Below are 22,690 nucleotides of genomic sequence, written 5' to 3' on the forward strand. Positions count from 1 at the left end.
TTCCCGGTTTTTTGTAATCCAAGGGGGACTATACGAGGCATAAGGGAGGAGGGTCGATTAGGGCACTTGTGCTAATGGCCAAAGGCCTGCGGCGTTCTAGAGCAAGCGCCTGTGTTGATCGAACGGCAATGGGTATGTAGTCCCGTTCTGAAACCATGCAACGGTGGGCTTGCCCTTCATTTCTCTCGAGTAATTCTGCTGTACATTCCCTTGGTCAGATCGCACATGCGGCAGTCGTCGCATGGTCCGGATGAAGGAGCAAAACATGTCCGAATCAAAGGTGAGCGTGGCTCTTTTAGCCATCGAACGCGAAGCGCAGGAGGCCCCAAAAGCCATTCTTGAGCTTGTGCACACGGACATTACCGATAACCCGGAACGTCTCCAGCCCATCCCTGCATCGTTGCTGAGTCGCATGGCTGATCTTCGGGCACGGGCACAAGCGAATCGCAAGCGCACCGTGCTATTCGAAGGTTAAGAGCGTGATCGTCAGCAGACAACTTCTGCGCGCACGCCCCGGTCCGGCCATCCCATCCTCTGTTTCGCTTACGCGAAAGGCCACGTTGGTTGTCTTCAGACCGCCCGTTCCAGCAGTTGGGCTTCAGCGATCTGTCCGTTCTCATAACGCAGCAGTATCTGACGCTCCCCTTGATCGAACAACGACTGCTGCAGTTGCTGGGTGTCCCGCGGGCCTTGGGCCAAGACGCTGGTCAGGCCGTCCAGTTGCGCCGTGAAGCTCTGTTTCAGCGAGGCATCGAGGCTGAACATGCGTGAGCTGGTCAGTTCCATCTGCGAGCTGTAGATGCTACGGCTCTGGTTGCCGATTTTCTCCAGTTGGCCGAGGCTTTCGAGAGCCTTGGCCGCCTGGGCGCGGTAGCGTTGCAGTGGCTCGGCCAGGTAGCGCAAGGCACAACTGACCACCTGCAGCTGTGCGGTTTGCAGGTAACCGCTGACCCAACCGTCCATCTTCCTCAGACTTTCCTGCAATGCCTGGCGGGTGCTGTCCACGCCGAACAGTTTGTCAGCCTCCACATCCCGAGCGTGCTTCAGCTCTTCGTCCATCTTGCGATTGAAGTACTGGGCCAGGGAGGTGATCTGGCTATGCTGATTTTCCAGTGTCTGGCGGGCCGTGCCGTCGATGCCGTCGTGCGGATAGTGATCGAGCACGCCTTGGGTGTATTCGAACAGTCCAGTCAGTTCTTGCCATTGCGCTTCATCCAGCTCGCGCAGCACGTCGTCCAACTGACGCTTGATGGCGCCCAGCTTCTCATTGATGTCATGCAAGTGCTTCTGGCCCACCGCCGAGGACACTGCATTCCACACCGCGCCACTGAGCAGCACGTTCTGCAGGTCTTCAGGGAGCGACAGGCTGGCCTGTTCACTGATCTTGCCGCCGGTACGCACGAAGGCCCGGACGCTACCGTCGCCGTTGGCGTTCTTTGTCAGTGTCTCGAACGGCAGGCTGCACATCACGTAGTTGCCGCTGGCCAGCTCGCCCATGGCGGCCAGGCCGGGCACATTGGCCAGCAGCGGGTTGAGCGCACTGATGTGGTCGGTTGGCAGCGGGCGGTGGGTACCTGCGGGCGGACGTTGCACGACGTTGAGCTTGAGCAATGTGCCGCCCTGGCCGTCCTGGATCACCAGGGCGGCAGTGGTCTGGGAAGATGTGGCCACTGGCTGGGTGTCGGGGCGTGTGGCCGGGGGCGTGGCGGGCGACTCCCGGCGTAGGCGGATCCAGCCCATCTGGGCAACGAAGGGCACGGTCACGCGGTAGGCTTCAGCCACGCTGCTATGCAGGCCCACGCCAGCAGTGAAGGCGGCGCCAAAGGGGTTCAGGCGCAATCCGGTGGTCGCGGCCATGGTGAACAGTGCCGCGCTGCGCGAGGCGGAAAGGCCGATCATGCTGGCGGCCCCTTTGGGCAGCGCCTCTTCAAGTTTGAACAGCCCGGTCAGCACCTTGGTGCTGGTGGCCCGCTCGAAACGCTCGCTGGCCGGTAGCTCCCGCCAGCCAGCGCCGAACAGCGCCAGGGCGATCTGGCGTTCCTTGTCCGCCACGCTGGTTGCGCCGCTGCCGTTGAGCTTCTGGTACACGTCGTTGACGATCTCGGCGTAGGGCACCGCCGACTTCTTCAACAGGCGGCGGGCCAGGTTCATTGCCGAATGCCCGCCGAATTGCTGCAGCTCGTGGCCCAGCAGGTCGAGTTGCTGCTCGGTATAACCCGCCGGTCGCGAGCTGTGCTTGGCTTGTACCAGCTGCTTCTTGATGTCCGCATCCAGGCCGGCGCGGCCCCGGGAGAAGTCGGTGATGATGTCCACCAGAATGTCCACTTCCTCGGGCGTGGCGCTGATGAGGCTGGTGAACAAGTCGTCGTCGCAATCGATTCCTGAGGTTGCCATCGTGTGTCCTTACCTTTTGAACGGTGTATCGGGTAAAGGGAGCTGGTGCCCCCTACAAGGTGGGGGGCTCAAGGCACCAGCCAGGTGCTGGTCGGCCTGGCGTCTCGCTGAATGGCGACAGCCTGGCAGTGTTCCAGTATCGGCAGGATGTAGGTGATGACGACGGTTCCTGGACGGCCGTCGGGTTGGCGACGAGCGGCGTGGCAAAGCGGGCCGGCGTTTTCTGGCGCTAGATTGGAGCGAATCTCCACTGCGTGTGCTTCCCCGAAGTGTCGGTTGCTGGCCAGGTAATCCAGCGTTTGCTGGAAGGCCGCACGGGTCAGGGTGATCGAGCTGTTGTTCGTGCCGGTTACCACCCTTACGTGGTCGTTGTTGACCGCCGCGATTCTGAAACGGGTGTTGCTGGCGTTGGAGGGCGTTCGCAGCTCCGTGCCCTGCAAGCGGCTGATCAGTGCCCAAAGAGTGTTATCGACTTGGGTAATGTGCTGCATGGCGTCCTTCCTTGTTGTTCGCTGGTCGTCTTTCTAGATTAGCGTGGCTTGATGTCCGAATGACATCATCCTTTGGACTTACCCGTGTAACGATCCACGGCGATCCTGCAGCTGCAATTAGGGGGGCAGCAGGTGTCCTACCGCGTGTCGCCTGCATCGCGGGGCAAGCCCACTCCCACGATGATTTCGATGGTGTCGATTGCCCTTCGCGGAACGTGCCTTCGTCTCTTTAATGTTGTAGTCCCTGGGCTACTAAAATGAGGATGTCTACGAATTTTGTAGCCTCGGTGACACAAAGCCGCCTGGATGAACCACGGTCTGGAGTTGCTTGACCATGACCTTGACGTCCATGTCCGTTCAAGGCTCGTGGCCAAGCTTTATCGGCGCGTGACAATAACGCGGCGATAATCGAGCAGCTTTGCGTCTGAATTGCTGGGCAAAAGGTAATCCCGCTCGGGGTTGTCAGGTGAGCCTTGCCTTTATGGAATCTTGATCCCCAGTGAATTGAGAGTGGGTGTATCCATTCTGCCATTCACGGTCAGCGCACTATCCATTTGGAAGGCCATTAACGCGCCACGAGTAGCCTTGCCCATGACCCCATCAATTGTGCCTTGATAGTACTGGCGAACCATAAGTGCAGTCTGTACGCGCTTGACCAGGTTGCTTTTCTGTTCGTTGGTCGCGCGGGTCTTTGACGAACCCGGGCTCGCTCCGGGAGCAGTGCCGGACGACTGATAAAGGCTATTGCTACCTGAAGTACTGTGTGAGGTACTCGGCGCACTGTAACTCCGTGTGCTGGTTGCGGGCGGGCTGTAGTAGCGAGGCGCGCTATAGCCACCGGACCCGCTGTAATGGGAACTGTGGGAGCTATGGGACCGATGTGAGCTGTGCGAGCGATGTGCCGCATAAATGTTCACTGCGTCTGTGGCATTGAGCGTATCGGCAAAGACTGGAGGCTGCAGCTTGTCGTTCGGTTGCCAGTTCGCATCGGCAAGCGGTGTATGGCCCGCCTCTGCCAATGTGGTACCAGCCATCGGCAACAAGGTGATGCCACTGATCAGGATTTTCCAGCGGTCAAGCAATTTCACTGTGCACTCCTTGCATAGGCGCTAAAGGCCTCGGTCGATAGTTGTCGTACGCCGCGGCTCTGCCAGCGGTCAGTGTGGGATTTGAAGAACCCTGAGCAATGTTTGACGGCAGCGCATTGCTGGCAGGTATCGATGAACAGGTTTTTCCAGTCGGAGATGCTCTGGCGGGCGAATCGTGAGAGGTGGGGTGGGATCAAACACAAGGGCAGGTTGTAGATCGAAACCGGCATCCCACGGTTGAAGAGGAAATAGGCGGTTTGGCTCAATGCCTCTTGATAATCCAGCGGGTCAATCCACAACTCCTCGTAGTGCTTTCTGGCCAGACCAGTACTTTCGATACCCATCAACGCAACGTGCCGTACGAAGGGGAGGTTCCTGAACACGTAATGGGCTAATTCAGGCAAGCGTGGTGTGGTCAGGCGACTGAGTACCACGCGTATCTCAATGATCTGGTTAGCGCGTGCGAGGTTATAGAGTCCTTGCACGGTTTCGCTGAAGGCGCCCGGGGCCTGAACTACATGGTCATGGTCGACTGCGTTGTCGGCATACAGCGGAATGCCCCAACTCAGCTGGGGGTGGCCCAGGGCCGCGAGGGCTGCGATCCAGCTCGGATCTTTGAACAACCGTCCATTGCTGAGCACGTGTACGGACTTCTGTGGCAAAACGGTTTTGCACTTGGCCAGAATCTCAAGCAGGCCATCACGATAAAGAGTGGGCTCTCCGCCGCTGATCCCCAGGTTTTCCTCGCCCGCGTCCATCAGGTCGATCAGTCGAAGGTTTTCCTCGATATGCCAGCGGTCATCGATATCTTTAGGCGGTTGCGAGCACATCAGGCAGAGGCTGTTGCAACGATCCGTCATGAACAGCAGGTTACTGTCTGACCCGCGTCGATAGAGCACTCGTACCAATGCATTGCCAGGCGTAATGGCAATGACATCGCCAGGCTGAACGACATCCGGATACTTGGGGGAATGCAGGTGCAGCCTGCCGTTGTCGAAGGGGCTAGTGAGTGCCTCTGGGGTCAGGAAGCCGCCCACTGGCAATGAAATCAGATGTGGATTTCGTTCAAGATCTTCGTTGGGTAACCAGAGCAGCAAATCATTGAATTGCGCGGTACCGGCGCAAACTGCGACTCCTTGCTCAATGAACTCATCCAGGGTGATGACCTTGAGCAGCTTTGGTTCATTCAGGTATTGAATTTCGAAGTGGGTATCTTTGCGCAGCATCGTCCTCAGCCCCTGTAGCCTGGGAAGCGAACATCGCTGTATGAGCGCCTGTTCAACCAGGACAGCAGTACCCTTTGGACGTTGTCATCTCCGTCGCGTAGCAAGGCGAACAAGTGCTTTAACAGCCCCATGTTCTTCTTGCAGAAACTGCTGAATAACCGGTGTCCGATCGGATCACCTTGGCGAGCATAATGTTCGACCGGGTCTGCGCCGCAGTAGGGAACCAATGCACAATCCGAACAGCCCGGCAATGCCTCCGCGACGCCACTGGCAAGCAGCGCCTCCATGACGGGTGAGGCCAAAAGTTCTGACAAGGGTTGCTGGACTGTGCCCAACCTTAAACCGTCCTCGCCCATCTCCAGCAGCATCCGAGCTTCGTCCGACGGGTAGACGTAACCGTCATAGTTGTAGACCAGCGCCGCTGTACCCGCGCCAGCGGGTGAGCGCAGGTCGACATAGCCGGATGAGAAGGGCGTCAGGATATTTTTCAGCAGCAAGCTGGTGTAGCTCTCCGACAGGTAGGTCCCTTGCTGGTTGATCTTCAGCAGATAGGCCAGCGCCTTCGTGTAGAAGGTCAGGTACTGCTCAATCGGATAGTCAAGGCGATGTGCGCTCTTGGAAGCAAACCCATAAGGGCTGAGCGGTCGAAGTGAAATGCTGGAAAAGCCCTGCTTTACATACTCGTCGATGATAGCTTCAGGCTGTTCAAGGCTTCGAGAGGTCAACGTTGTCAGCGCGGAGACTGCGTCGTGTCCAAGATGCTCGCGCACCCGCTTGATACCTTCCACGGTGCGCTCATAAGAGTCTCGTGAAGGCGTCGGGCGGTTGGCATTGTGCAAGGGCGCCGGTCCATCGAGGGAAGTCGAGAACTGGATGCGGTGCTGTTTTGCGAAGTCGAGTACTTCGTCTGTCAGGTGGTGCAACGTTGTGGTAATGACGAACTGAATATCCCGTTGCTCGACCAGGTTTCGTGCAGCTACCCATTCGACAATCTGGCGTACACGTTCAAAGGCCAGAAGTGGCTCGCCGCCCTGGAACTCCACTGTCAGGGCGGGAGCGTTCGACTCGAACAAGCGATCAACCGCAGCGAGTGCATCCGCTTCCGATAAGTCATGGCCCGAGCCACCCAACGGTGCGCGCGAAACTTGGCAGTACTGGCAGGTGTGGTTGCATCGTAGCGTTACAACGAACAAGTGCAGGGCTGGGCCCTGGAAAAGAAAGTCTTTGCGGCTGCGATATTGCGCCGCCATTTCAGGAAAAGGATCGTGACGTGTCGGTTCGTAGATGAAATGGCGAGCTAGCAGGTCTTTGTAAAAAGGTGTGCCTGCTTCTATGTCGAAGTAACTAAGGGCCCGCAACTGCGCGTCGTTCACGTGCATGTACTCGCCTGTATCGGAGGTGAGCAAAATGTCACGTTCATTTGCGGTGTTCAGGCGCATGAAGCGAAAGGGCAGCAGACGGTAGCCGTTAGCGTCGGTCGTAATCAGTGTCACCGCGAAACTCCGCATCCAGCAAGCGCTGCCCGAGCCAGCACCTCATGCAACCCAGCTGTCTCACGGTTGATGTGATCACGTAGGGCAAAGTCATTTAAATGCTGGAGGATCAGCGAATGCGCCTGCTCCTGAGGCAGCATGACTTTCGCTTTAGCAGGGAAGGCAGTGAGGCTGATCTGGTCAGCTTCAATGCCGATCTGAATCGCGACTGTGTCAGCCAAGGCGTAAGCGGTTCGTTGCACCACGCTGAGGGAATAGGCTGCGCTGTCGAGTTTCAGAATGACTGGCCATGTCATTGGAACCGGTCCTTCAAATCCATTGGGAATGTATGGATTTTGCCGGCTAACGAGGCATAGTGCCATCATATTTTTTTACATTTGCATACATTCAGTCAGGATTTTGATGGGCGGTATGGGAAAAATGATGAGAGTGGGAAGCGTTGTATGAAAGCTTCCCAGGCTATGGATGATCCTCAGAATGTCGGTGGTAGTTCATGCTCGAAGGGCAGGTTCGGGCCTGTTCGGGAGCAGGTGATCGCTGCGGCATGGATTGCGTAGGCGAGGATTGCATCGATGGTTTCATGGGGGAGCTTCGCTACACCGGCCGGGCTGTCTGCTCCTAGGCGAGCCAGATAGGCGAGCACGGCGGCTTGGAAGGTGTCACCGGCGCCTACGGTGTCGCTAACCGGCAACGAAGTATCCGCCGGCCGCTGCCATGACCCATGCGCGCAATGCACGCTGGCACCGTGAGCACCATGGGTGATGAACACCAGCCGGCAGCGCTCGTTCAGCCAGCCTCGGGCCACGTCACGAGTCTCCCGGTCCGGATAGAGTAGGGCGATGTCTTCCTCACTGGCCTTGATCACATGCGCATGCCCAGCAAACGCCTCCACCTGCCGCCGCCACAGCGCCACATCCGGCTGCGGATTAAGCCGCACATTCGGATCAAGGCTGATCAAGCGCCGGTCCCGTTCGCGCTCCACCAGCGCCATCAGTGTATCGGCCACGGGCTGCACCACCAGGGTGTACGAGCCCACATGCAACCCCCGCACACGCTCATCCAGCACCGGCAGATGCTCCAGCATCACCTGCCGATCCGCACACCCTTCACCGCGAAACTGATACTGCGCCGAGCCATTGGCATCCAGCCCGACCATGGCCAGGGTGGTCGGCGCAGCACTGGTCACCACGTAGCGGCAGTCCACCCGTTCCTCTTCCAGCACCCGGCGCAGCCGGGCACCGAGGTAGTCGCTGGACAACCCGCCGAACAACGCCGATTCCACGCCCAACCGGCGCAGGCCGACGGCGACGTTGAACGGCGACCCGCCGGCAATCGCGGTAAACCCCAGCTCGCTGCTGCGGTTGCTGTTTTCCAGGCTGAAGACATCGAACAGGGCCTCGCCACACACCAGGTACATGCAGTTCTCCAGAACGATAGATAAGGGCAGGATACCTGCGCTCAGCGCGCAGGCAGTTGATCCCGGTAGCGTTGATAGGCGACCTCGTACTCGGCCTGTTGCGCCAGGCGGGGCAGGGTGCGGGTGCTTTCGTCGAGGGCGACGCAGCGGTGGCACAGGGTTTCGAGGCTATCGCCTTGGCCCAGCTGGCGGCCTAGGCTCCAGGCGGCCTGAAGCGCGGCGCCGAGGGCGGCGGCTTCGGTCTGTTGGGGGCATGCCACTGGCAGGCCGAGCAGGTCGGCCAGCACCTGCCGCCACAGCGGACTTTTCGCCGCACCGCCGACCAGGCGGATTTCGCTGCCTGGCAGGCCGTTGGCGCGCAGCAGGTCGAGGCCGTAACGCAGGCTGAAGCAGGTGCCTTCGAGCACGGCGCGGCAGAGGTTGGCGCGGGTCAGGTTGGCGCTGGTCATGCCATGCAGGCTGGCGCTGGCCTCGGGCAACGCGGGCACGCGTTCGCCGTCGAAGAAGGGCAGCATCAGCAGGCCGTCGGCGCCGATCGGGGCTTGGGCGGCGAGCTCAGTGAAACGGTCAAGGTCGAGTTCCAGCAGGTCGCGCACCAGGGCGCAGGCGCTGGTGAGGTTCATGGTGCAGATCAGCGGCAGCCAGCCGCCGCTGGAGGCGCAGAAGGTCGCCACTTCGCCCTGGGCGCTGACGTGGGGCTGGTCGGCATGGGCGGCCAGGGTGCCGGAGGTGCCGAGGCTCAGGGTGATCATGCCGGGGGCGATATTGCCGGTGCCGATGGCGCCGAGCATGTTGTCGCCGCCGCCAGTGGCTACCAAAGTCTGTGGGCTCAGGCCGAGGGCAGTGGCGGCCTGCGCGCGCAGGGTGCCGACGCAATCGCCGGATTCGACCAGCTCAGGCAGCGCAGCCAAAAGACGCTCGCCCGGCTCGATGTGCTGAAGAACATCAGGCGCCCAGGCGCGGCGGCGCACATCGTAGTAGCCGGTGCCGGAGGCGTCGCCGGGCTCAGTGCAGGCGCGACCAGTCAGCCAGTAATTGAGGTAATCGTGGGGCAGCAGGATATGGGCGAGGCGGGCGAACAGCTCGGGATATTGGCGCTTGGTCCACAGCAGCTTGGACACGGTATAGCCCGGCGCGATCACCAGCCCGAGGCGTTCAAGCGAGCCCTGGGCGCCGCCAAGGGCATTGAGCAACTCCGCGTTCTCAGGCGCGCTTTCGGTGTCGCACCAGAGCTTGGCCGGGCGCAGCACCTGGCCTTGGGCGTCGAGCAGCACCAGGCCGTGTTGCTGGCCGGACACCGCCAGTGCGCGAATGGCCTGGCCATCCACACCAGCTTCGCGCAACGCTGCGGACACCGCCGTGCGCAGGGCTTGCAGCCAGTCGGCCGGGTCCTGCTCGCGCCGGCCATCGCGACCTTGGGGTGGTGCATGGGCGGCGCTGCCCAGGCCCAGCACCTGGCCGCTGCCGGCGTCCAGCACCAGGGCCTTGGTGCCCTGGGTACCGCAGTCGATGCCGAGGAACAGTCCGTCCATTTCGATAACCTCCGTGTCAGTCGCCGAGGACCTGGCGCAGGGTTTCACTCACGCCGACTTCGCGCAAGCTGTCGTACAGGCGCTCGAAGGCGCTGACGAAGGCTTTGGACGCGGGGATCGCCGTGCCGAAGATCGCCTCGTCGCCGAGCACCCGGGCGGCCAGGCCGTCGCGCTGCGCCACCCGGGCCTGGCAGTCGGCGGCGCGGGGGTCGGGGATGCTGTAGCGGGTGCCCTGTTCGTCCTCGCCGCGCAGGTACAGGGCCCAGGCGGCCACCACCAGGGCCACGCGCTCCAGGGGCTTGCCGTCGGCGATCAGGCGGTTGGCGGTTGGCACGATGAACTTGGGGAATTTCGACGAGCCGTCGGAGCACACGCGCTCCAGCTGGTCGGCGATGGCGCGGTTGGCGAAGCGCTCGGTAAGGCTGTGCTTGTAGCGCGTCAGGTCGATGCCCGGTACCGGGGCCAGTTGCGGGGTTACGTCCTGGTCCATGAAGGTGTGCATGTAGCGGCGCAGTAGCGGGTCGGCGAGGGTTTCGTGGACGAAGCGGTAGCCTTGCAGAAAGCCCAGGTAGGTGAGGGCCAGGTGGCTGCCATTGAGCAGTTTGATCTTCATTTCTTCATAGGGCGTGACGTCGTCGGTGAACTGCACGCCGACCTGCTCCCAGGCCGGGCGGCCGGCGACGAACTTGTCTTCCACCACCCATTGCAGGAACGGCTCGCACACCACCGGCCAGGCATCGTCGACGCCGTGGCGCTCGAGCAGCTGCTGACGGTGGGCCGGGCTGGTCATCGGGGTGATGCGGTCGACCATGGCATTGGGAAAGCTGACGTGGCCGTCGATCCAGCGGGCCAGGTCGTGGTTCTGCAGGTGGGCGAAGGCCAGCAGGGCCTTGCGGGCGACGTCGCCGTTGTGCGGGAGGTTGTCGCAGGACATCACCGTGAACGGCCCACTGCCGGCCTCGCGGCGGCGGCGCAGGGCTTCGCAGAGGAAGCCGAACACGCTCTGCGGGGCTTGCGGGTTGGCCAGGTCGTGCTGGATCTGCGGCAGGTCGGCGCGGAATTCGCCGGTGCTGTCGTCGATGCAGTAGCCGCCTTCGGTGATGGTCAGCGAGACGATGCGGATGTCGGGTTCGGCCAGTTTGGCCAGCAGCGCTTCGGCGCCGTCCTCGGCCAGCAACATGCCGTTGATCGCGGCGATCACGCGGACCTGGGTGTCGGGTTGGTCGCCCAGCTCGAACAGGGTGTAGAGGTGGTCTTGCGCGGCCAGGGCATCGCGCATGGCGCGGTCTTCGCGGCGCAGGCCGGCACCGCAGATGGCCCAGTCGAGGCCTTCGCCCAGGTTCATCAGGGCGTCGGTGTAGGCAGCCTGGTGGGCGCGGTGGAAGCCGCCGACGCCGATGTGCACGATGCCCTGGCGCAATTGGCTTGGGTCGTAGCTGGGGCGGGCTACCGCCAGGCGGGGGAGGTTGTGTTGGTTGAGTTTCATCCTGAAGGTCCTTAGGCCGCCTGTTGCAGGCGCTTGTCGAGGGCTTGGCCGTTGCTGTCGAACAGGTGGCAGTGGGCGGGGTCGAAGGTCAGCTCCAGGGCCTCGCCGAAGGTCGGCGCAAAGTCCCCGCGCACGCGCACGGTGAGCATCTCGCCGGACGCGGCGCGCACATGGCAGTAGCTGTCGCTGCCCAGCCGCTCGCTGACATCGGCGGTCACCTGCAGCGACCCCGGCGCGCCCTGGCACACCGGGCTGATGCTCAGGTGCTCGGGCCTGATCCCCAGGGTCACCTGGCTGCCGGTGTGCAGCTCGCCCGCGCACAGCGGCAGGGCGATGCGCGCACCGCATTCGAGTGCCACCTCGCACTGGTTGCCCTGGTTACGGCTCAGGTGGCCACGCAGGAAGCCCATCTTCGGTGTGCCGAGAAAACCCGCGACGAACAGGTTGGCCGGATGGTGGTACAGCTCCAGCGGCGAGCCCACTTGCTCGACGCGCCCGCCGTTGAGTACCACCACCTTGTCGGCCAGGGTCATGGCCTCGACCTGGTCGTGGGTCACGTAGATCATCGTCGCGGCCAGCTCCTGGTGCAGACGCGCCAGCTCCAGGCGCATCTGCACGCGCAGGGCGGCGTCGAGGTTGGACAGCGGCTCGTCGAACAGGAAGATCTTCGGGTTGCGCACGATGGCGCGGCCGATCGCCACCCGCTGGCGCTGACCGCCGGAGAGCTGGCGCGGCTTGCGTTCGAGCAGCGGTTGCAGCTCGAGTATGCGTGCGGCGTTGTCGACCTTGGCGGTGACCTCGTGCTTGGCGACGCCGGCCAGGTCCAGGGCGAAGGACAGGTTCTTGCGCACGGTCATGTGCGGGTACAGCGCGTAGGTCTGGAACACCATGGCCAGGTCGCGCTTGGCCGGGGCGGTGTCGGTGATGTCGGCGCCGTCGAGGGTGATGCTGCCGCTGCTGACCTCCTCGAGGCCGGCGATCAGGCGCAGCAGGGTGGACTTGCCGCAGCCGGAGGGGCCGACGAACACCACGAACTCGCGGTCGCGCACGTCCAGGTCGATGCCCTTGATGATGGCGTGGCCATCGAAACCTTTGTGCAGGTTGCGGATTTTCAGGTCAGCCATGATGGGTGTCCTTGTCAGAGCCGTGGAAAGGAAGGCGTGGAAAGGGGCTGGCGTGGGAGCGTGCATGGCAGGAAGTCATTTCACAGCACCGAATGAAAGCCCGCGCACCAGCTGCTTCTGGCTGATCCAGCCAAAGATCAGGATCGGTGCGCAGGCCAGGGTCGAGACGGCCGAGAGCTTGGCCCAGAACAGCCCTTCGGGGCTGGAGTAGGAGGCCACCAGCGCGGTCAGCGGGGCGGCGGCGGACGAGGTCAGGTTGAGCGACCAGAACGCCTCGTTCCAGCACAGGATCAACGACAGCAGCAGGGTCGAGGCCAGTCCGCCGCGGGCGATCGGCAGCAGCACGCGGACGATCTCCTGCCAGGTGCCGGCACCATCCAGGCGCGCCGCTTCGAGGATGTCCACGGGGATGTCCTTGAAGTAGGTGTACACCATCCACACCACGATCGGCAGGTTGATCAGGGTGTAGACGATGACCAGCGCCAGGCGCGAATCGAGCAGGCCGAACTGCTTGGCCAGCAGGTAGATCGGCATCAGCACGCCCACCGGCGGCAGCATCTTGGTCGACAGCATCCACAGCAGCGTGCGCTTGGTGTGGCGGGTTTCGAAGAAGGCCATGGAGTAGGCGGCCGGCACGGCGATAAGCATGCACAGCAGGGTCGCCGAGAAGGAGATCAGCACCGAGTTCCAGGCGTAGGCGAAGTAGTCGCTGCGCTCGTTGATGTGCAGGTAGTTCTCCAGCGTCGGCGCGAAGATGAACTGCGGCGGCGTGGCGAAGGCGTCCAGCTCGGTCTTGAAGCTGGTCAGCAGCATCCAGAAAATCGGGAAGAAGATCACCAGGGCGATGGCCCAGCACAGCAGGCCGAGCAGGGCGTTCTTCAGGGTGCGGGTTTGCTTGAGTGTCAGCATGGCGGGCTCCTCAGCTGCGCGCGGTGAGGTTCTTGCCGATCATGCGAACCAGCACGATGGCGGCGATATTGGCGATCAGCACGGCGATCAGGCCACCGGCCGAGGCCATGCCGACGTCGAACTGCAGCAGCGCCTGGTTGTAGATCAGGTAGGCGAGGTTGGTGGACTCGTATCCGGGGCCGCCGCTGGTGGTGGTGAAGATCTCGGCGAACACCGACAGCAGGAAGATGGTCTCGATCATCACCACCACGGCGATGGGCCGCGCCAGGTGCGGCAGGGTCAGGTGCCAGAAGATCGCCAAGGGGCCTGCGCCATCCAGGCGCGCGGCTTCCTTCTGTTCCTGGTCCAGCGACTGCATGGCGGTCATCAGGATCAGGATGGCGAACGGCAGCCATTGCCACGACACGATCAGGATGATCGACAGCAGCGGGTAGTGCGCCAGCCAGTCCACCGGTTGCGCGCCGAACAGGCGCCACACGGCGGCGAGGATGCCCGACACCGGGTGGAAGATCAGGTTCTTCCACAGCAGCGCGCTGACCGTGGGCATGATGAAGAACGGCGAGATCAGCAGCACCCGCACCACGCCGCGACCCCAGAACTCGCCGGCCTCCAGCAGCGCGGCGATCAGCACGCCGAGCACCACGCTGATCGCCAGCACGCTGCCGACCAGGGTCAGGGTATTCAGGGCGCCGGGCACGAAGCCCGCGTCGGTGACGAAGAAGGCGAAGTTCTCCAGGCCCACGAACTGGTTTTCGCCGGGGTACAGCAGGTTGTAGCGGATCAGCGAGAAATACAGGGTCATGCCCAGGGGCACGATCATCCACAACAGCAGCAGCGCCACCGAAGGGCTGACCAGGAACCAGCCGGGGCCGACGCGGCGTTTGCCGGGGCGCGCGGTGGCGAGGCTCGGGGTGTCGAGGGCCGATGTGTTCATGGCGACTCCGTGTGCGGCAAAAAGGGGCGGTCACCGCGCCGGAGTTCGGCGCGGTTGGTGGCGGTAGGGGTTACTTGGGGTAACCGGCGCGCTTCATCTCGCGTTCGGTGGACTGCTGGGCGGCAGCCAGCACCTGATCCACCTTCATCTGCCCGGTGAGGGCGGCGGCGAACAGCTTGCCGACCTGGGTGCCGATGGCCTGGAACTCGGGGATGGTCACCAGCTGGATGCCCACGTAGGGCACGGGCTTGAGGGTGGGGTGGTTGGGGTCGACGCGCTTGAGTGATTCGAGGGTGACCTTGGCGAATGGCGCGGCGGCCAGGTACGCGTCGTTGTAGGTCGAGGCGCGGGTGCCGGGCGGCACGTTGGCCACGCCTTCTTTCTCGGCCACCAGCTTGCCGTAGGCCTCGGAGGTGGCCCAGGTGGCGAACGTTCTGGCGGCGTCCTTGGATTTGGAACTGGTGGGGATCGCCAGTGCCCAGGAATACAGCCAGGTGGCGCCCTTGTCGGTGACTTCCTTGGGCGCAAAGGTGAAGCCGACCTGGTCGGCGACCTTGCTCTGGGTCTTGTCGGTGACGAACGAGCCGGCGACGCTGGCGTCGACCCACATCGCGCACTTGCCGCTGTTGAACAGCGCGAGGTTTTCGTTGAAACCGTTGCTGGAGGCGCCGGGCGGGCCGTATTGCTTGAGGGTGTTCACATAGAAGTTCAGCGCATTCTTCCACTCGCTGCCGCTGAACTCGGGTTTCCATTGCTCATCGAACCAGCGCGCGCCGAAGGCGTTGGCCACGGTGCCGATCAGCGCCATGTTCTCGCCCCAGCCGGCCTTGCCGCGCAGGCACAGGCCGTACTGGCCCTGGTCGGGCTTGTTGAGCTTGGCGGCGAACTCACCGAGCTGGGTCCAGGTCGGTTGCTCGGGCATGCTCAGGCCGGCTTGCTGGAACAGGTCCTTGCGGTAGTAGGTGATCGAGGCTTCGGCGTAGAAGGGCAGGGCGTACAGCGTGCCATTGGCCGAGAGGCCGTTGCGTACCGAGGGGAACACGTCGTCGAGGTTGTAGTCGGCGGGCAGGTCGGTCATCGGTGCCAGCCAGCCCTTGGCGCCCCACAGCGCGGCTTCGTACATGCCGATGGTCAGCACGTCGAACTGGCCGCCCTGGGTGGCGATATCGGTGGTCAGTCGCTGGCGCAGCACGTTCTCTTCGAGCACCACCCACTTGAGCTGGATGTCCGGGTGCTGCTGCTCGAACACCTTGGCCAGGCGCTGCATGCGGATCATGTCGTTGTTGTTGACCGTGGCGATGGTCAGGGTGTCGGCGGCCTGGGCATGCAGCGGCAGGCTGAGGCAGGCGGCGGCCAGGCAGGCCTTGATCGAGTCGTTCATCAGTGAACTCCCTTATTGTTTTTGTATCGCTCGGCGCTGATTACACCCGTGCACGGCGATGCCGACAAAGCCTCGCCTGCACCTTGGCTGATACTTTTTTGCAGTGCTTGGACAGAGGCCGATGCGCGCCCCATCGCCGGCAAGCCGGCTCCCACAGGGATGGCGCTGGCTTGAAGGCGCTGCGGTCGGGGTGGGGGCCGGCTTGCCGGCGATGGGCTGCAACGCAGCCCCAAGGCTCAGGCGCGGTTCTGCTCGGTCAGCCGCTGGGTCACCAGGCTGCGGTAGTCGGAAGGGGTCATGCCCTTGAGTTGCAGGAAGCGCCGGTTGAAGTTCGACAGGTTGCTGAAGCCCGATTCGAAGCACACCTCGGTCACCGGCAGCTCGCCCTTGGCCAGCAGCTCGCACGACTTGCTCACCCGCAGCCGGTTGACGAACTCGACGAAGCCGCGCCCGGCAGCTTGCTTGAAAAACCGCGAGAAGTAGGTCGGCGTCATGCCCAGGTGCTCGGCGACCTGGTTCTGGGTCAGGTCCTGGGCGTAGTGCTGGAAGATGTAGTCCACCGCCCGGTTGATGCGCTCGACGTTGTGTTCGTCGGCCAGCTGCGAAGAGGTCACGGTGGACAGCAGTTGGTAGTCCTCGCAGGCGGCGAGCTGTTCCATGAGGATAAAAAAGTATCCCAGGCGGGTCATGCCGCTGCTGTCGGCGATGCGTTGCAGCAGTTGGCGGCTCTCGTTGATCAATGCCGGGTCGCGGAACTCGATGCCATAGCGCGCCCGGGCCAGCAGCGGGGCCAGCTGGTTGAGCTCGGCGAACACCTGGCTGCCGTGTTCAAGTACCTGGTCGGTAAAGTTGACCAGCATGTCGCGCTTGCCCACCACCTCGTCGGGGCCGACCTGGCTGATCCAGTTGTGCGGCAGGTTGGGGCCGGTGAGGAACAGCGTGTCGGGGGCGAAGTTGCCGATGTAGTCGCCGATGAACACCTTGCCGGCGCTGGCCACCATCAGGTGCAGCTCGTATTCCTTGTGGAAGTGCCAGCGCACCAGCGGGCTGGGGAAACCGTGCTGGCGGTAGATCAGCGAGGCGCCTTCGTGGTCGTCCATCAGCTCGTAGGACGGGTCGGTGACTTTACTTGTTCTGGGCATGGCGGTGGCTGGGCCTGGAGGGGCGAGGTGTCATCCTAGCCTGAAGTGGCGAAGCAGGGCAGCGCACAGTTCTGTAGGTGCGTGCCTTGCGATGGACTTATGCGGCCGCTTGCTCAGGCAGATTTTGTAGGTCCTACAGCCATTCTTCCGTTGTTCGTGTAGTCCTTTTCCTAAAGGTACCTTTTCCACTCGCCGGGCCGTTGTAGCGAGTGGGTAGGCCCTTTAGTCTCGCCCTGCTCGTCGTGTTTCGCCGTCCGGGGTTGGCCGGGCCTTTGGGCAGAGCGCCGCGCAAGGATCGCGCGGTTTGGCCCGCTGGCCCCGGGCGGTGAGACGCGGCGGGCTCTTTCATTTTTCAGGGGGTGGGTCATGGACAAGGACGAACAAGCAAAGGGCAGCGGCGAACTGAAAATCGTCAGCCTGGTCGGCCGTACCCGACGCCGGTCGGTACGCGACTGGGTGCAGGCGATACCGGGGTTGCCGACGGCCGAGGTGCTGCAGGAAACGTCGATCATCCTGGGCTGTATCACCGCGCTCACGTACCAGGCGTTGAGCCAGCCGAAACAGGCACAGACGCTGATGCGCGCAACGTACTACCTCAGCGGGATGGCCAAGGCGATGATCGACGGGCAGTTGCCGGCAAGCAAGGAACAGGGTGACAGTTGAGCAGCGCTGCAAACGCAAGAGCCGCTTTCGAGCAATCGAAAGCGGCTTTTTGTTTACTGCAGGCAAGCGATCAGCCGTGCAATCAACTTACCCCGGCCAACCGCTTGATCTGCTCGGCGAAGTCCTTCTCGGCAATCTTCACCTCCACCAGTACTGGCCGCTGCACCACCATCAGCAACTGCGGCAGCAAGCGCTCCAGCTCGTCCACCGTTTCCACCCGATACCCCAGCGCGCCATACCCGCTGGCCAGCGCGGTGTAGTCCAGCGCTGGCAGGGTATCGAACGGTGCGAATTCACCTTCGGGCGTGAACGCATCAGGGTCGACGAAGGCCTGCTCGATCGCATATACCTGGTTGCTCATCACGAACACCACGGCATTGACCCTGTTGCGCGCCAGCGCCGCCAGCGACTGGCTGACCATCATGAACCCGCCATCACCGGCCACCACCACCGGGCGCCGGCCACTGCCCAGCGCCACGCCCAGGGCGCAGCCGGTCTCGTGGCCGAGCGAGCCCCAGATGGCATCGGAGATGAAGCTGCCGCGGGGCATGCCGTTGATGTTGCTGGCCACGTACAGCGACGAGCTTTCGCCGAGGATCAGCGTGCTGGTCTGCCACAGGCGATGCTCCTGGGCGAAGTTCACCAGGCTGTCGAAGAAGCTTGCATAGCTCAGCGCGCTGGGCACCGCGCCGCTGCCCAGCAGCGGGCGCGAGGCGGCCAGGGCCGTGCCTGGGCGGGGGAACTGGGTGTCCACCTTCAGGGCCTTGAGCAGGGCGTCGACATAGTCGGGCAGGCGCACGTTGGGGTAGTAGTCGGCGCCGGCGCGGGCCAGCTCGCAGTTCACCTGGACGATTTCGCCATAGCGGGCCTTGAGCAGGTCCAGGTAGTCGTCGGTGAAGATCACGCCGATGGCCAGGATGCAGTCGCAGGCATCCACCTGGGCCGAGGTTTCCGGGCGCGAGGCGGGGCCGGCGTAGGTGCCGATGAACGGCGCCTGGCTTTCGTCGAGCACGGTCTTGGCGTCGAGGGTGGTGGAGAAGGGCAGGCCGCAACTGTCGATCAGGCGTTGCACGGCGTCCTGCAGGCCGTAGCGGATGATTTCCACGCCCAGCAGCACCAGCGGCTGGCGCGCCGTGGCCAGACGTTGCACGGTGGCCTCGACCAGGCTTTGCAAGGCTTGGGGGTTGGACGGACGCGGGGCTGGGGTCAGCTGGCCGTGGGGGCGGCTGACCTCGGCGCCCCAGATGTCCTGGTAGGCTTCCAGGTAAATGGGCTGGCGGTGGGTGAGGGCGGCGATCAGCGCGTTGTCGATCTGCCAGGGCGCGCGGTGCGGGTCGGCGAGGATCTCGCAGGCCACGGTCACCTGCTCCAGCACGTTGCGGTCGGCCTCGAAGTTGCCGGTGGAGTGATGGAACAGCACGTTCTGGGCATTGGCCTTGAGCCGGTCGCTGGTCGAGGGGCTGGCGGAGATCACCACCACCGGGTTGCGCTCCACGTAGGCGCCGGCGATGGCGTTCACCGCGCTGAAGGTGCCCACGCCGTACTGCAGTGACACCGCGCCCAGGCCGTGCACCCGGGCGTAGCCGTCAGCGCTGTAGGCGGCGCCCATCTCATAGACTTCGCCCACGGCGTCGATGCCGTCGAAGGCGTCCAGCGCGCTCATGAACCTGGAGCAATAATCCCCCGGCACCTGGAACACCTTGTCCAGGCCCAGCTCCTTGAGCCGGGTCAGCAGGTAGTCGGCTACGGTAAAGGTGCTCATGGCTTGACCCCCGCGCAGATGGCCTGGGTGATGGACTCGAGCACCTGCGGCGCGTGGCCGGGCATGGGCGGGGTGGCGTAGTCGATCTCTTCCGGGGCCGGAGTCGGCAGCAACTGGTAGCTGGCCGGCAGCCAGTTGGGACGTGGCAGTTCGAAGAACTCCTGCAGGGCTGACTCGGCGGTGGTCAGCGCGCCTTCGACCCAGCCCTGGCCATAGGAATAGGCCTCGCCGACGATGAACACCTGCTGGTCCTTCACCGGGTGGCGCATCTTCTGGATGATCAGGTCCAGGCGGTAGTTGGCCTTCCACTCGTGCCAGCCGCCACCGTAGGGGTCGGCGTCCCAGGCGTGGTACACGGCGCTGTAGGGTGCCGGCAGCTCGACCTGGGCGTGCAACTGAGTGACCTGGCGCTGGGCGATACGCACCATCTCGTCGCTGATCTGGAACTGCGTGCGCGGCACCACCGCGTCACTGGCGATGCGCCCTTCGAGGCTGCGCGGGGTGTAGCCGATGAATTCGGGGCCGTCTTCCAGGCCTTTCCAGAACGGCACGGTGCCGATGTCGTTGTAGGAGGCCATCAGCAGCGAGTTGAAGGTGTTCTCGCCACCCGCCTGATCGCACTCCGTGCCCATGTAGTAGCACTGGCGGATCGGCAGGTCGGTGACCGAGCGCCCGGCCACCAGGCCCAGGTTGCGCCACCAGGGTTGCTCATAGGCCAGGAACAGCTTGAACGCTGACTGCACCAGCACCGAGCCGAGGTTGTCCTTGAGCCACGGGTCGTCGAACAGCGGTGAGTCGATCAGCTCCAGCGCGCGGCGCGGCAGGGCGAGGACCACCTGGCGGGCGTGGACGATGTCCTCGCCTTCGAGGTCGTGGGTCTTGCCGTTGACGGTTTCGGTGTGGCGCAGGTGCAGGCGGTAGGGGTACTCCGTGTCGTCGCTGTAGCTCAGGGCGGCCAGGCGGCGGTTCATCTGGATGCGCTGGTCGGCGGGCACCAGGCCGCCGGCCTGTTCGCTGAAGCGCTGGGCCAGGGTCAGCGGCAGGCTCTGGAAGCCATCCTTGAGCGTGCGGAACACGGTGGCGTCGCTGTATTCGGTGGCGGGCAACTGGGTTACCGCGCTGGCGTTGGCGACGTTGGCCTCGTAGCCACCGGCGTCCTTCATGAACTGGTAGCCCTCGTTGCTCAGCACGCGGTAAAGCAGGTCCCAGAAGCCGTAGCGCCAGATCGGTTTGCCGAACACCTGCACCTGCATCTGCTCGGCCAGGCTCAGCTTGTCGAAGCCGGGGTAGATACTGTTCATCACGTTGACCTGGAGGTCTTCGGGGTTGTAGCCGCGCTCGGTCCAGCCCAGGTCGTAGGGAATCTTGTGCGGCGCCTCGACGAAGTCGCGGAAACGGAAGCGCTGGCCGCGCAGGTAGAACAGGTTGTCCTGGGCGCCGATGGGCGCGTCTTTGGGCAGTTCGTTGCCCATGGGGAAGTCCTTGCTCGGCAGGCCCAGGTGCTGCACCAGCGTGTCGACCATCACATGGCCGTCGGCGCCGGGCATGTAGCGCATGCCGCCCACCTCGGCGACCACGTTGGGCAGGCCGGGCAGCTTGACGCTGAACAGCCGCCCGCCGATGCGGTCGCCATATTCGAATAGCTGGATACGCTGGCTGTCGCCGTGGGCCTGTTGCAGGCGCCAGGCGCTGTAGGTACCGGAGACACCGCCGCCGATGATGGCGACGTCCAAGGGTTGGGGCTGGCTCATCGCAAATTCCCTTTTGTTGTTGTGGGCAAGGAATCCATGTGACGAGCCAGTATTGTCGAGGTTTGGCGGAATGCCAGTTTGCCATCATCGATTTTTCAACGTGGTCCCGGCGCGGCTACACCGACGGGTACGAGGCACCCAGGCGATGGTCATCTTGGCGTAGCTGTCGTTGGCGTAGGCACACTGGTGGCGTGGTATCGTTTTGGCACTACTTGTTGCCAGAAGCCTGCCAAGGCATGAGATTTTGATGAGGAAGGGTATGAACGTGCTGGAAACGCTGTTGCTGGCAGCGGTAAGGGAATGCTGGGGAGAGCAAGTCGACTTTGTTGGCGTTACCCGGGATGTGCTGTCCTGCGTGCTGGATCAGCGCGAGCTGTTCGAGGCGTTGCCTGAGCGTATGGCAGTTGAAGTGATTCCAATAGAAGATTGCGAGCCGGGCTCCCCCCGTACCCATTCAATGGAAGAGTTTCACCCCTCCAGGGCGGTCCTGCTGTTCGATGGCCTGACGGGGGCTGCGTTCGGCAGGAAATCCTATATCTACAAAAGCAAAGGGCTTCGGGTCTATCTATTCGAGTCAGGTGAGGTCTGCACGCTCACCCCACGTTGTACGATCGATGACCGAGGTTTCTCGCTGAGCAATGAGCTCTGGGATGCCCCTTACGATTTTCATGTGCCCACGCTACGCACTGTTGAACCGGTCGCGGATCTCTTCGAGATGATCAGCGATAATTTCCCGACGTTTTTACCTGAAACACGTATCGGCCTCGGGTTGATAAAGATGATCACCACCCTGCGCAGGACATTCCTTATCGATTACTGCCTGGAGTATGTGATTGTCCCGCCGGATGTCGACATCCTCTCCGACTTTTCCCAGTGGGCCAGGCGAGAGCTGTGGGATGTGTGTCTTTCCCGCAGGTTCGAGCGGGAGGCCGGGCATGAGGGGCAAACGCGAGCTATTGCCTTGCTCATGGAGGCCGGCATAAGCCCGCAGCCTGACCAGATACTGGATTATCTGCAGAGAATCGGTAGGTCATCGTCTTCCGAAAATCTCCTCCAGCGCATGGATGAACTGAAACTCGCAGTCCTTGGTCGCATCGATCAGCTCACCGAAGACTTGAGTAATCCGCTGTTCTGGAAACGGCTTGGCAGGGAGCAGCGTCGCTTGCTTGACGAGGTGGTGGAGCAGTTCCGGGACGACCCGTGCATACGCACGATGGGTGATGTGGTGCTTGAGATTCTTGAAGTATTCAAGGCGCAGATCGAAGTGCACGGACTGTGGACTGAGCTTTGGGATCGAGACCAGCCCAAGCACGAGCGCACCGTGCAGAAGCTGTTCTTCAGCAGTGCCGTGAGTTTTTGCCGTGCGTACGACCTGGATATTTCGCCTGAATCGGACGGTGGAAGTGGGCCGGTTGATTTCAAGATATCTGCCGGCTGGCATGACAAGGTCGTGGTGGAGTTCAAGCTGTCGACCAACACCAGAGTCGTGCATGGTTATGAGTGTCAGTTGGAGCGCTACAAGGATTCGGAAAACACCGAGCATGGGATTTTCGTGCTGGTGGATGTTGGAGAACTGGGTGGAAAGCTTGAGGGGGTCCGCTCGTTGCAAGCTGCCAAGGGCGACAGGGCGTCCGATATTGTCTATATCGACGCTCAGCAGCGGGTGTCGGCCAGCAGGAAGCGCTGAAAACCGAATGCCCCGCGCTTGCGAAAACGCGGGTAGGCTGCTTGCCGTGGGGGCGCAGTGACCGCGGCCGCCTAGAGCAAAAATGCTTGGCTCCAGGGCGGCTGGCGATGTCGTTTTGCCTTGGCAAGCAGGCCGCATGCCTGATCCATATCCACGGTATTTTCCCGTGTGTTGCCCTTGCGGGGGAATCAATGTCGGCGATACCGATGT

19 protein-coding genes are annotated in these 22,690 nt (G+C 62.7%); 3 read left to right on the forward strand and 16 right to left on the reverse strand.

Going from position 1 to position 22,690, the window contains the following annotated elements; genetic code table 11:
• Nucleotides 1-265: 265 nt before the first annotated feature.
• Nucleotides 266-475: an AbrB/MazE/SpoVT family DNA-binding domain-containing protein gene (locus AC3WL2_RS08775; protein ID WP_102685037.1), complete on the forward strand. Its 210-nt coding sequence runs from the start codon at nucleotides 266-268 to the stop codon at nucleotides 473-475.
• A 95-nt stretch (nucleotides 476-570) separates the two neighbouring features.
• Here the strand turns inward: AC3WL2_RS08775 and AC3WL2_RS08780 are convergent, their stop codons facing one another.
• From AC3WL2_RS08780 to AC3WL2_RS08845, 14 genes are all read right to left on the reverse strand, one after another.
• Complete coding sequence (locus AC3WL2_RS08780) at nucleotides 571-2,394, reverse strand: YaaW family protein (protein ID WP_102685036.1); 1,824 nt, start codon at nucleotides 2,392-2,394, stop codon at nucleotides 571-573.
• Nucleotides 2,395-2,462: 68 nt separating this feature from the next.
• Nucleotides 2,463-2,885 carry a hypothetical protein gene (locus AC3WL2_RS08785; protein ID WP_084942470.1) on the reverse strand — a complete coding sequence of 141 codons (423 nt, stop codon included), beginning with the start codon at nucleotides 2,883-2,885 and terminating at the stop codon, nucleotides 2,463-2,465.
• Nucleotides 2,886-3,364: 479 nt separating this feature from the next.
• Complete coding sequence (hxsA, locus tag AC3WL2_RS08790; protein ID WP_102685035.1) at nucleotides 3,365-3,973, reverse strand: His-Xaa-Ser repeat protein HxsA; 609 nt, start codon at nucleotides 3,971-3,973, stop codon at nucleotides 3,365-3,367.
• Complete coding sequence (hxsC, locus tag AC3WL2_RS08795) at nucleotides 3,970-5,199, reverse strand: His-Xaa-Ser system radical SAM maturase HxsC (protein ID WP_102685034.1); 1,230 nt, start codon at nucleotides 5,197-5,199, stop codon at nucleotides 3,970-3,972. The genes hxsA and hxsC overlap by 4 nt, the downstream gene beginning before the upstream one ends.
• Nucleotides 5,200-5,204: 5 nt before the next feature.
• A complete protein-coding gene (gene hxsB, locus AC3WL2_RS08800; RefSeq protein ID WP_102685041.1) occupies nucleotides 5,205-6,692 on the reverse strand; it encodes a His-Xaa-Ser system radical SAM maturase HxsB in 1,488 nt (495 codons plus the stop codon).
• The gene (hxsD, locus tag AC3WL2_RS08805; RefSeq protein ID WP_102685033.1) at nucleotides 6,689-6,988 is read right to left on the reverse strand and encodes a His-Xaa-Ser system protein HxsD; all 300 of its coding nucleotides are present in this window, start codon (nucleotides 6,986-6,988) and stop codon (nucleotides 6,689-6,691) included. Before hxsD ends, hxsB begins: the two co-directional genes overlap by 4 nt.
• Before the next feature lie 176 nt (nucleotides 6,989-7,164).
• The gene (locus AC3WL2_RS08810) at nucleotides 7,165-8,109 is read right to left on the reverse strand and encodes a carbohydrate kinase family protein (RefSeq protein WP_102685032.1); all 945 of its coding nucleotides are present in this window, start codon (nucleotides 8,107-8,109) and stop codon (nucleotides 7,165-7,167) included.
• A 41-nt stretch (nucleotides 8,110-8,150) separates the two neighbouring features.
• Entirely contained in the window at nucleotides 8,151-9,641 is a 1,491-nt protein-coding gene (gene xylB / locus AC3WL2_RS08815; protein ID WP_102685031.1) for a xylulokinase, read from the reverse strand.
• A 16-nt stretch (nucleotides 9,642-9,657) separates the two neighbouring features.
• Complete coding sequence (locus AC3WL2_RS08820; RefSeq protein ID WP_102685030.1) at nucleotides 9,658-11,127, reverse strand: mannitol dehydrogenase family protein; 1,470 nt, start codon at nucleotides 11,125-11,127, stop codon at nucleotides 9,658-9,660.
• Nucleotides 11,128-11,138: 11 nt separating this feature from the next.
• The gene (locus tag AC3WL2_RS08825; protein ID WP_102685029.1) at nucleotides 11,139-12,251 is read right to left on the reverse strand and encodes an ABC transporter ATP-binding protein; all 1,113 of its coding nucleotides are present in this window, start codon (nucleotides 12,249-12,251) and stop codon (nucleotides 11,139-11,141) included.
• A 75-nt stretch (nucleotides 12,252-12,326) separates the two neighbouring features.
• On the reverse strand, nucleotides 12,327-13,160 hold the full coding sequence (locus AC3WL2_RS08830) for a carbohydrate ABC transporter permease (RefSeq protein WP_046856056.1): 834 nt from the start codon (nucleotides 13,158-13,160) through the stop codon (nucleotides 12,327-12,329).
• A 10-nt stretch (nucleotides 13,161-13,170) separates the two neighbouring features.
• A complete protein-coding gene (locus AC3WL2_RS08835) occupies nucleotides 13,171-14,094 on the reverse strand; it encodes a carbohydrate ABC transporter permease (RefSeq protein WP_102685028.1) in 924 nt (307 codons plus the stop codon).
• A 70-nt stretch (nucleotides 14,095-14,164) separates the two neighbouring features.
• Complete coding sequence (locus tag AC3WL2_RS08840; protein WP_102685027.1) at nucleotides 14,165-15,475, reverse strand: ABC transporter substrate-binding protein; 1,311 nt, start codon at nucleotides 15,473-15,475, stop codon at nucleotides 14,165-14,167.
• 236 nt (nucleotides 15,476-15,711) lie between these two features.
• Nucleotides 15,712-16,617, reverse strand: coding sequence for an AraC family transcriptional regulator (locus AC3WL2_RS08845; protein ID WP_102685026.1), 906 nt, complete (start codon nucleotides 16,615-16,617; stop codon nucleotides 15,712-15,714).
• Between the two features lie 366 nt (nucleotides 16,618-16,983).
• Between AC3WL2_RS08845 and AC3WL2_RS08850 the strand changes: the two genes are divergently transcribed.
• The gene (locus AC3WL2_RS08850; protein ID WP_102685025.1) at nucleotides 16,984-17,280 is read left to right on the forward strand and encodes a DUF3077 domain-containing protein; all 297 of its coding nucleotides are present in this window, start codon (nucleotides 16,984-16,986) and stop codon (nucleotides 17,278-17,280) included.
• Nucleotides 17,281-17,362: 82 nt separating this feature from the next.
• Here the strand turns inward: AC3WL2_RS08850 and AC3WL2_RS08855 are convergent, their stop codons facing one another.
• Both AC3WL2_RS08855 and AC3WL2_RS08860 read right to left on the reverse strand, forming a co-directional pair.
• On the reverse strand, nucleotides 17,363-19,042 hold the full coding sequence (locus AC3WL2_RS08855) for an alpha-keto acid decarboxylase family protein (RefSeq protein WP_102685024.1): 1,680 nt from the start codon (nucleotides 19,040-19,042) through the stop codon (nucleotides 17,363-17,365).
• Nucleotides 19,039-20,793: a flavin monoamine oxidase family protein gene (locus AC3WL2_RS08860; protein ID WP_102685023.1), complete on the reverse strand. Its 1,755-nt coding sequence runs from the start codon at nucleotides 20,791-20,793 to the stop codon at nucleotides 19,039-19,041. Before AC3WL2_RS08860 ends, AC3WL2_RS08855 begins: the two co-directional genes overlap by 4 nt.
• Nucleotides 20,794-21,052: 259 nt before the next feature.
• Here AC3WL2_RS08860 and AC3WL2_RS08865 point away from each other — a divergent pair, with 259 nt between their 5' ends.
• A complete protein-coding gene (locus tag AC3WL2_RS08865) occupies nucleotides 21,053-22,480 on the forward strand; it encodes a DUF8371 domain-containing protein (RefSeq protein ID WP_146022620.1) in 1,428 nt (475 codons plus the stop codon).
• Nucleotides 22,481-22,690: the final 210 nt, after the last annotated feature.

The sequence above is a fragment of the Pseudomonas sp. FW305-96 genome (assembly GCF_058783825.1).

What these genes read in the sequence shown, in the direction of transcription:
- AC3WL2_RS08830 (WP_046856056.1), bottom strand. Translation starts at nt 13,160, where the DNA reads ATGCTGACACTCAAGCAAACCCGCACCCTGAAGAACGCCCTGCTCGGC.
- AC3WL2_RS08855 (WP_102685024.1), bottom strand. Translation starts at nt 19,042, where the DNA reads ATGAGCACCTTTACCGTAGCCGACTACCTGCTGACCCGGCTCAAGGAG.
- AC3WL2_RS08785 (WP_084942470.1), bottom strand. Translation starts at nt 2,885, where the DNA reads ATGCAGCACATTACCCAAGTCGATAACACTCTTTGGGCACTGATCAGC.
- AC3WL2_RS08835 (WP_102685028.1), bottom strand. Translation starts at nt 14,094, where the DNA reads ATGAACACATCGGCCCTCGACACCCCGAGCCTCGCCACCGCGCGCCCC.
- AC3WL2_RS08780 (WP_102685036.1), bottom strand. Translation starts at nt 2,394, where the DNA reads ATGGCAACCTCAGGAATCGATTGCGACGACGACTTGTTCACCAGCCTC.
- xylB (WP_102685031.1), bottom strand. Translation starts at nt 9,641, where the DNA reads ATGGACGGACTGTTCCTCGGCATCGACTGCGGTACCCAGGGCACCAAG.
- AC3WL2_RS08775 (WP_102685037.1), top strand. Translation starts at nt 266, where the DNA reads ATGTCCGAATCAAAGGTGAGCGTGGCTCTTTTAGCCATCGAACGCGAA.
- AC3WL2_RS08820 (WP_102685030.1), bottom strand. Translation starts at nt 11,127, where the DNA reads ATGAAACTCAACCAACACAACCTCCCCCGCCTGGCGGTAGCCCGCCCC.
- AC3WL2_RS08810 (WP_102685032.1), bottom strand. Translation starts at nt 8,109, where the DNA reads ATGTACCTGGTGTGTGGCGAGGCCCTGTTCGATGTCTTCAGCCTGGAA.
- AC3WL2_RS08840 (WP_102685027.1), bottom strand. Translation starts at nt 15,475, where the DNA reads ATGAACGACTCGATCAAGGCCTGCCTGGCCGCCGCCTGCCTCAGCCTG.
- hxsD (WP_102685033.1), bottom strand. Translation starts at nt 6,988, where the DNA reads ATGACATGGCCAGTCATTCTGAAACTCGACAGCGCAGCCTATTCCCTC.
- AC3WL2_RS08865 (WP_146022620.1), top strand. Translation starts at nt 21,053, where the DNA reads ATGAACGTGCTGGAAACGCTGTTGCTGGCAGCGGTAAGGGAATGCTGG.
- AC3WL2_RS08825 (WP_102685029.1), bottom strand. Translation starts at nt 12,251, where the DNA reads ATGGCTGACCTGAAAATCCGCAACCTGCACAAAGGTTTCGATGGCCAC.
- AC3WL2_RS08850 (WP_102685025.1), top strand. Translation starts at nt 16,984, where the DNA reads ATGGACAAGGACGAACAAGCAAAGGGCAGCGGCGAACTGAAAATCGTC.
- AC3WL2_RS08845 (WP_102685026.1), bottom strand. Translation starts at nt 16,617, where the DNA reads ATGCCCAGAACAAGTAAAGTCACCGACCCGTCCTACGAGCTGATGGAC.
- AC3WL2_RS08860 (WP_102685023.1), bottom strand. Translation starts at nt 20,793, where the DNA reads ATGAGCCAGCCCCAACCCTTGGACGTCGCCATCATCGGCGGCGGTGTC.
- hxsC (WP_102685034.1), bottom strand. Translation starts at nt 5,199, where the DNA reads ATGCTGCGCAAAGATACCCACTTCGAAATTCAATACCTGAATGAACCA.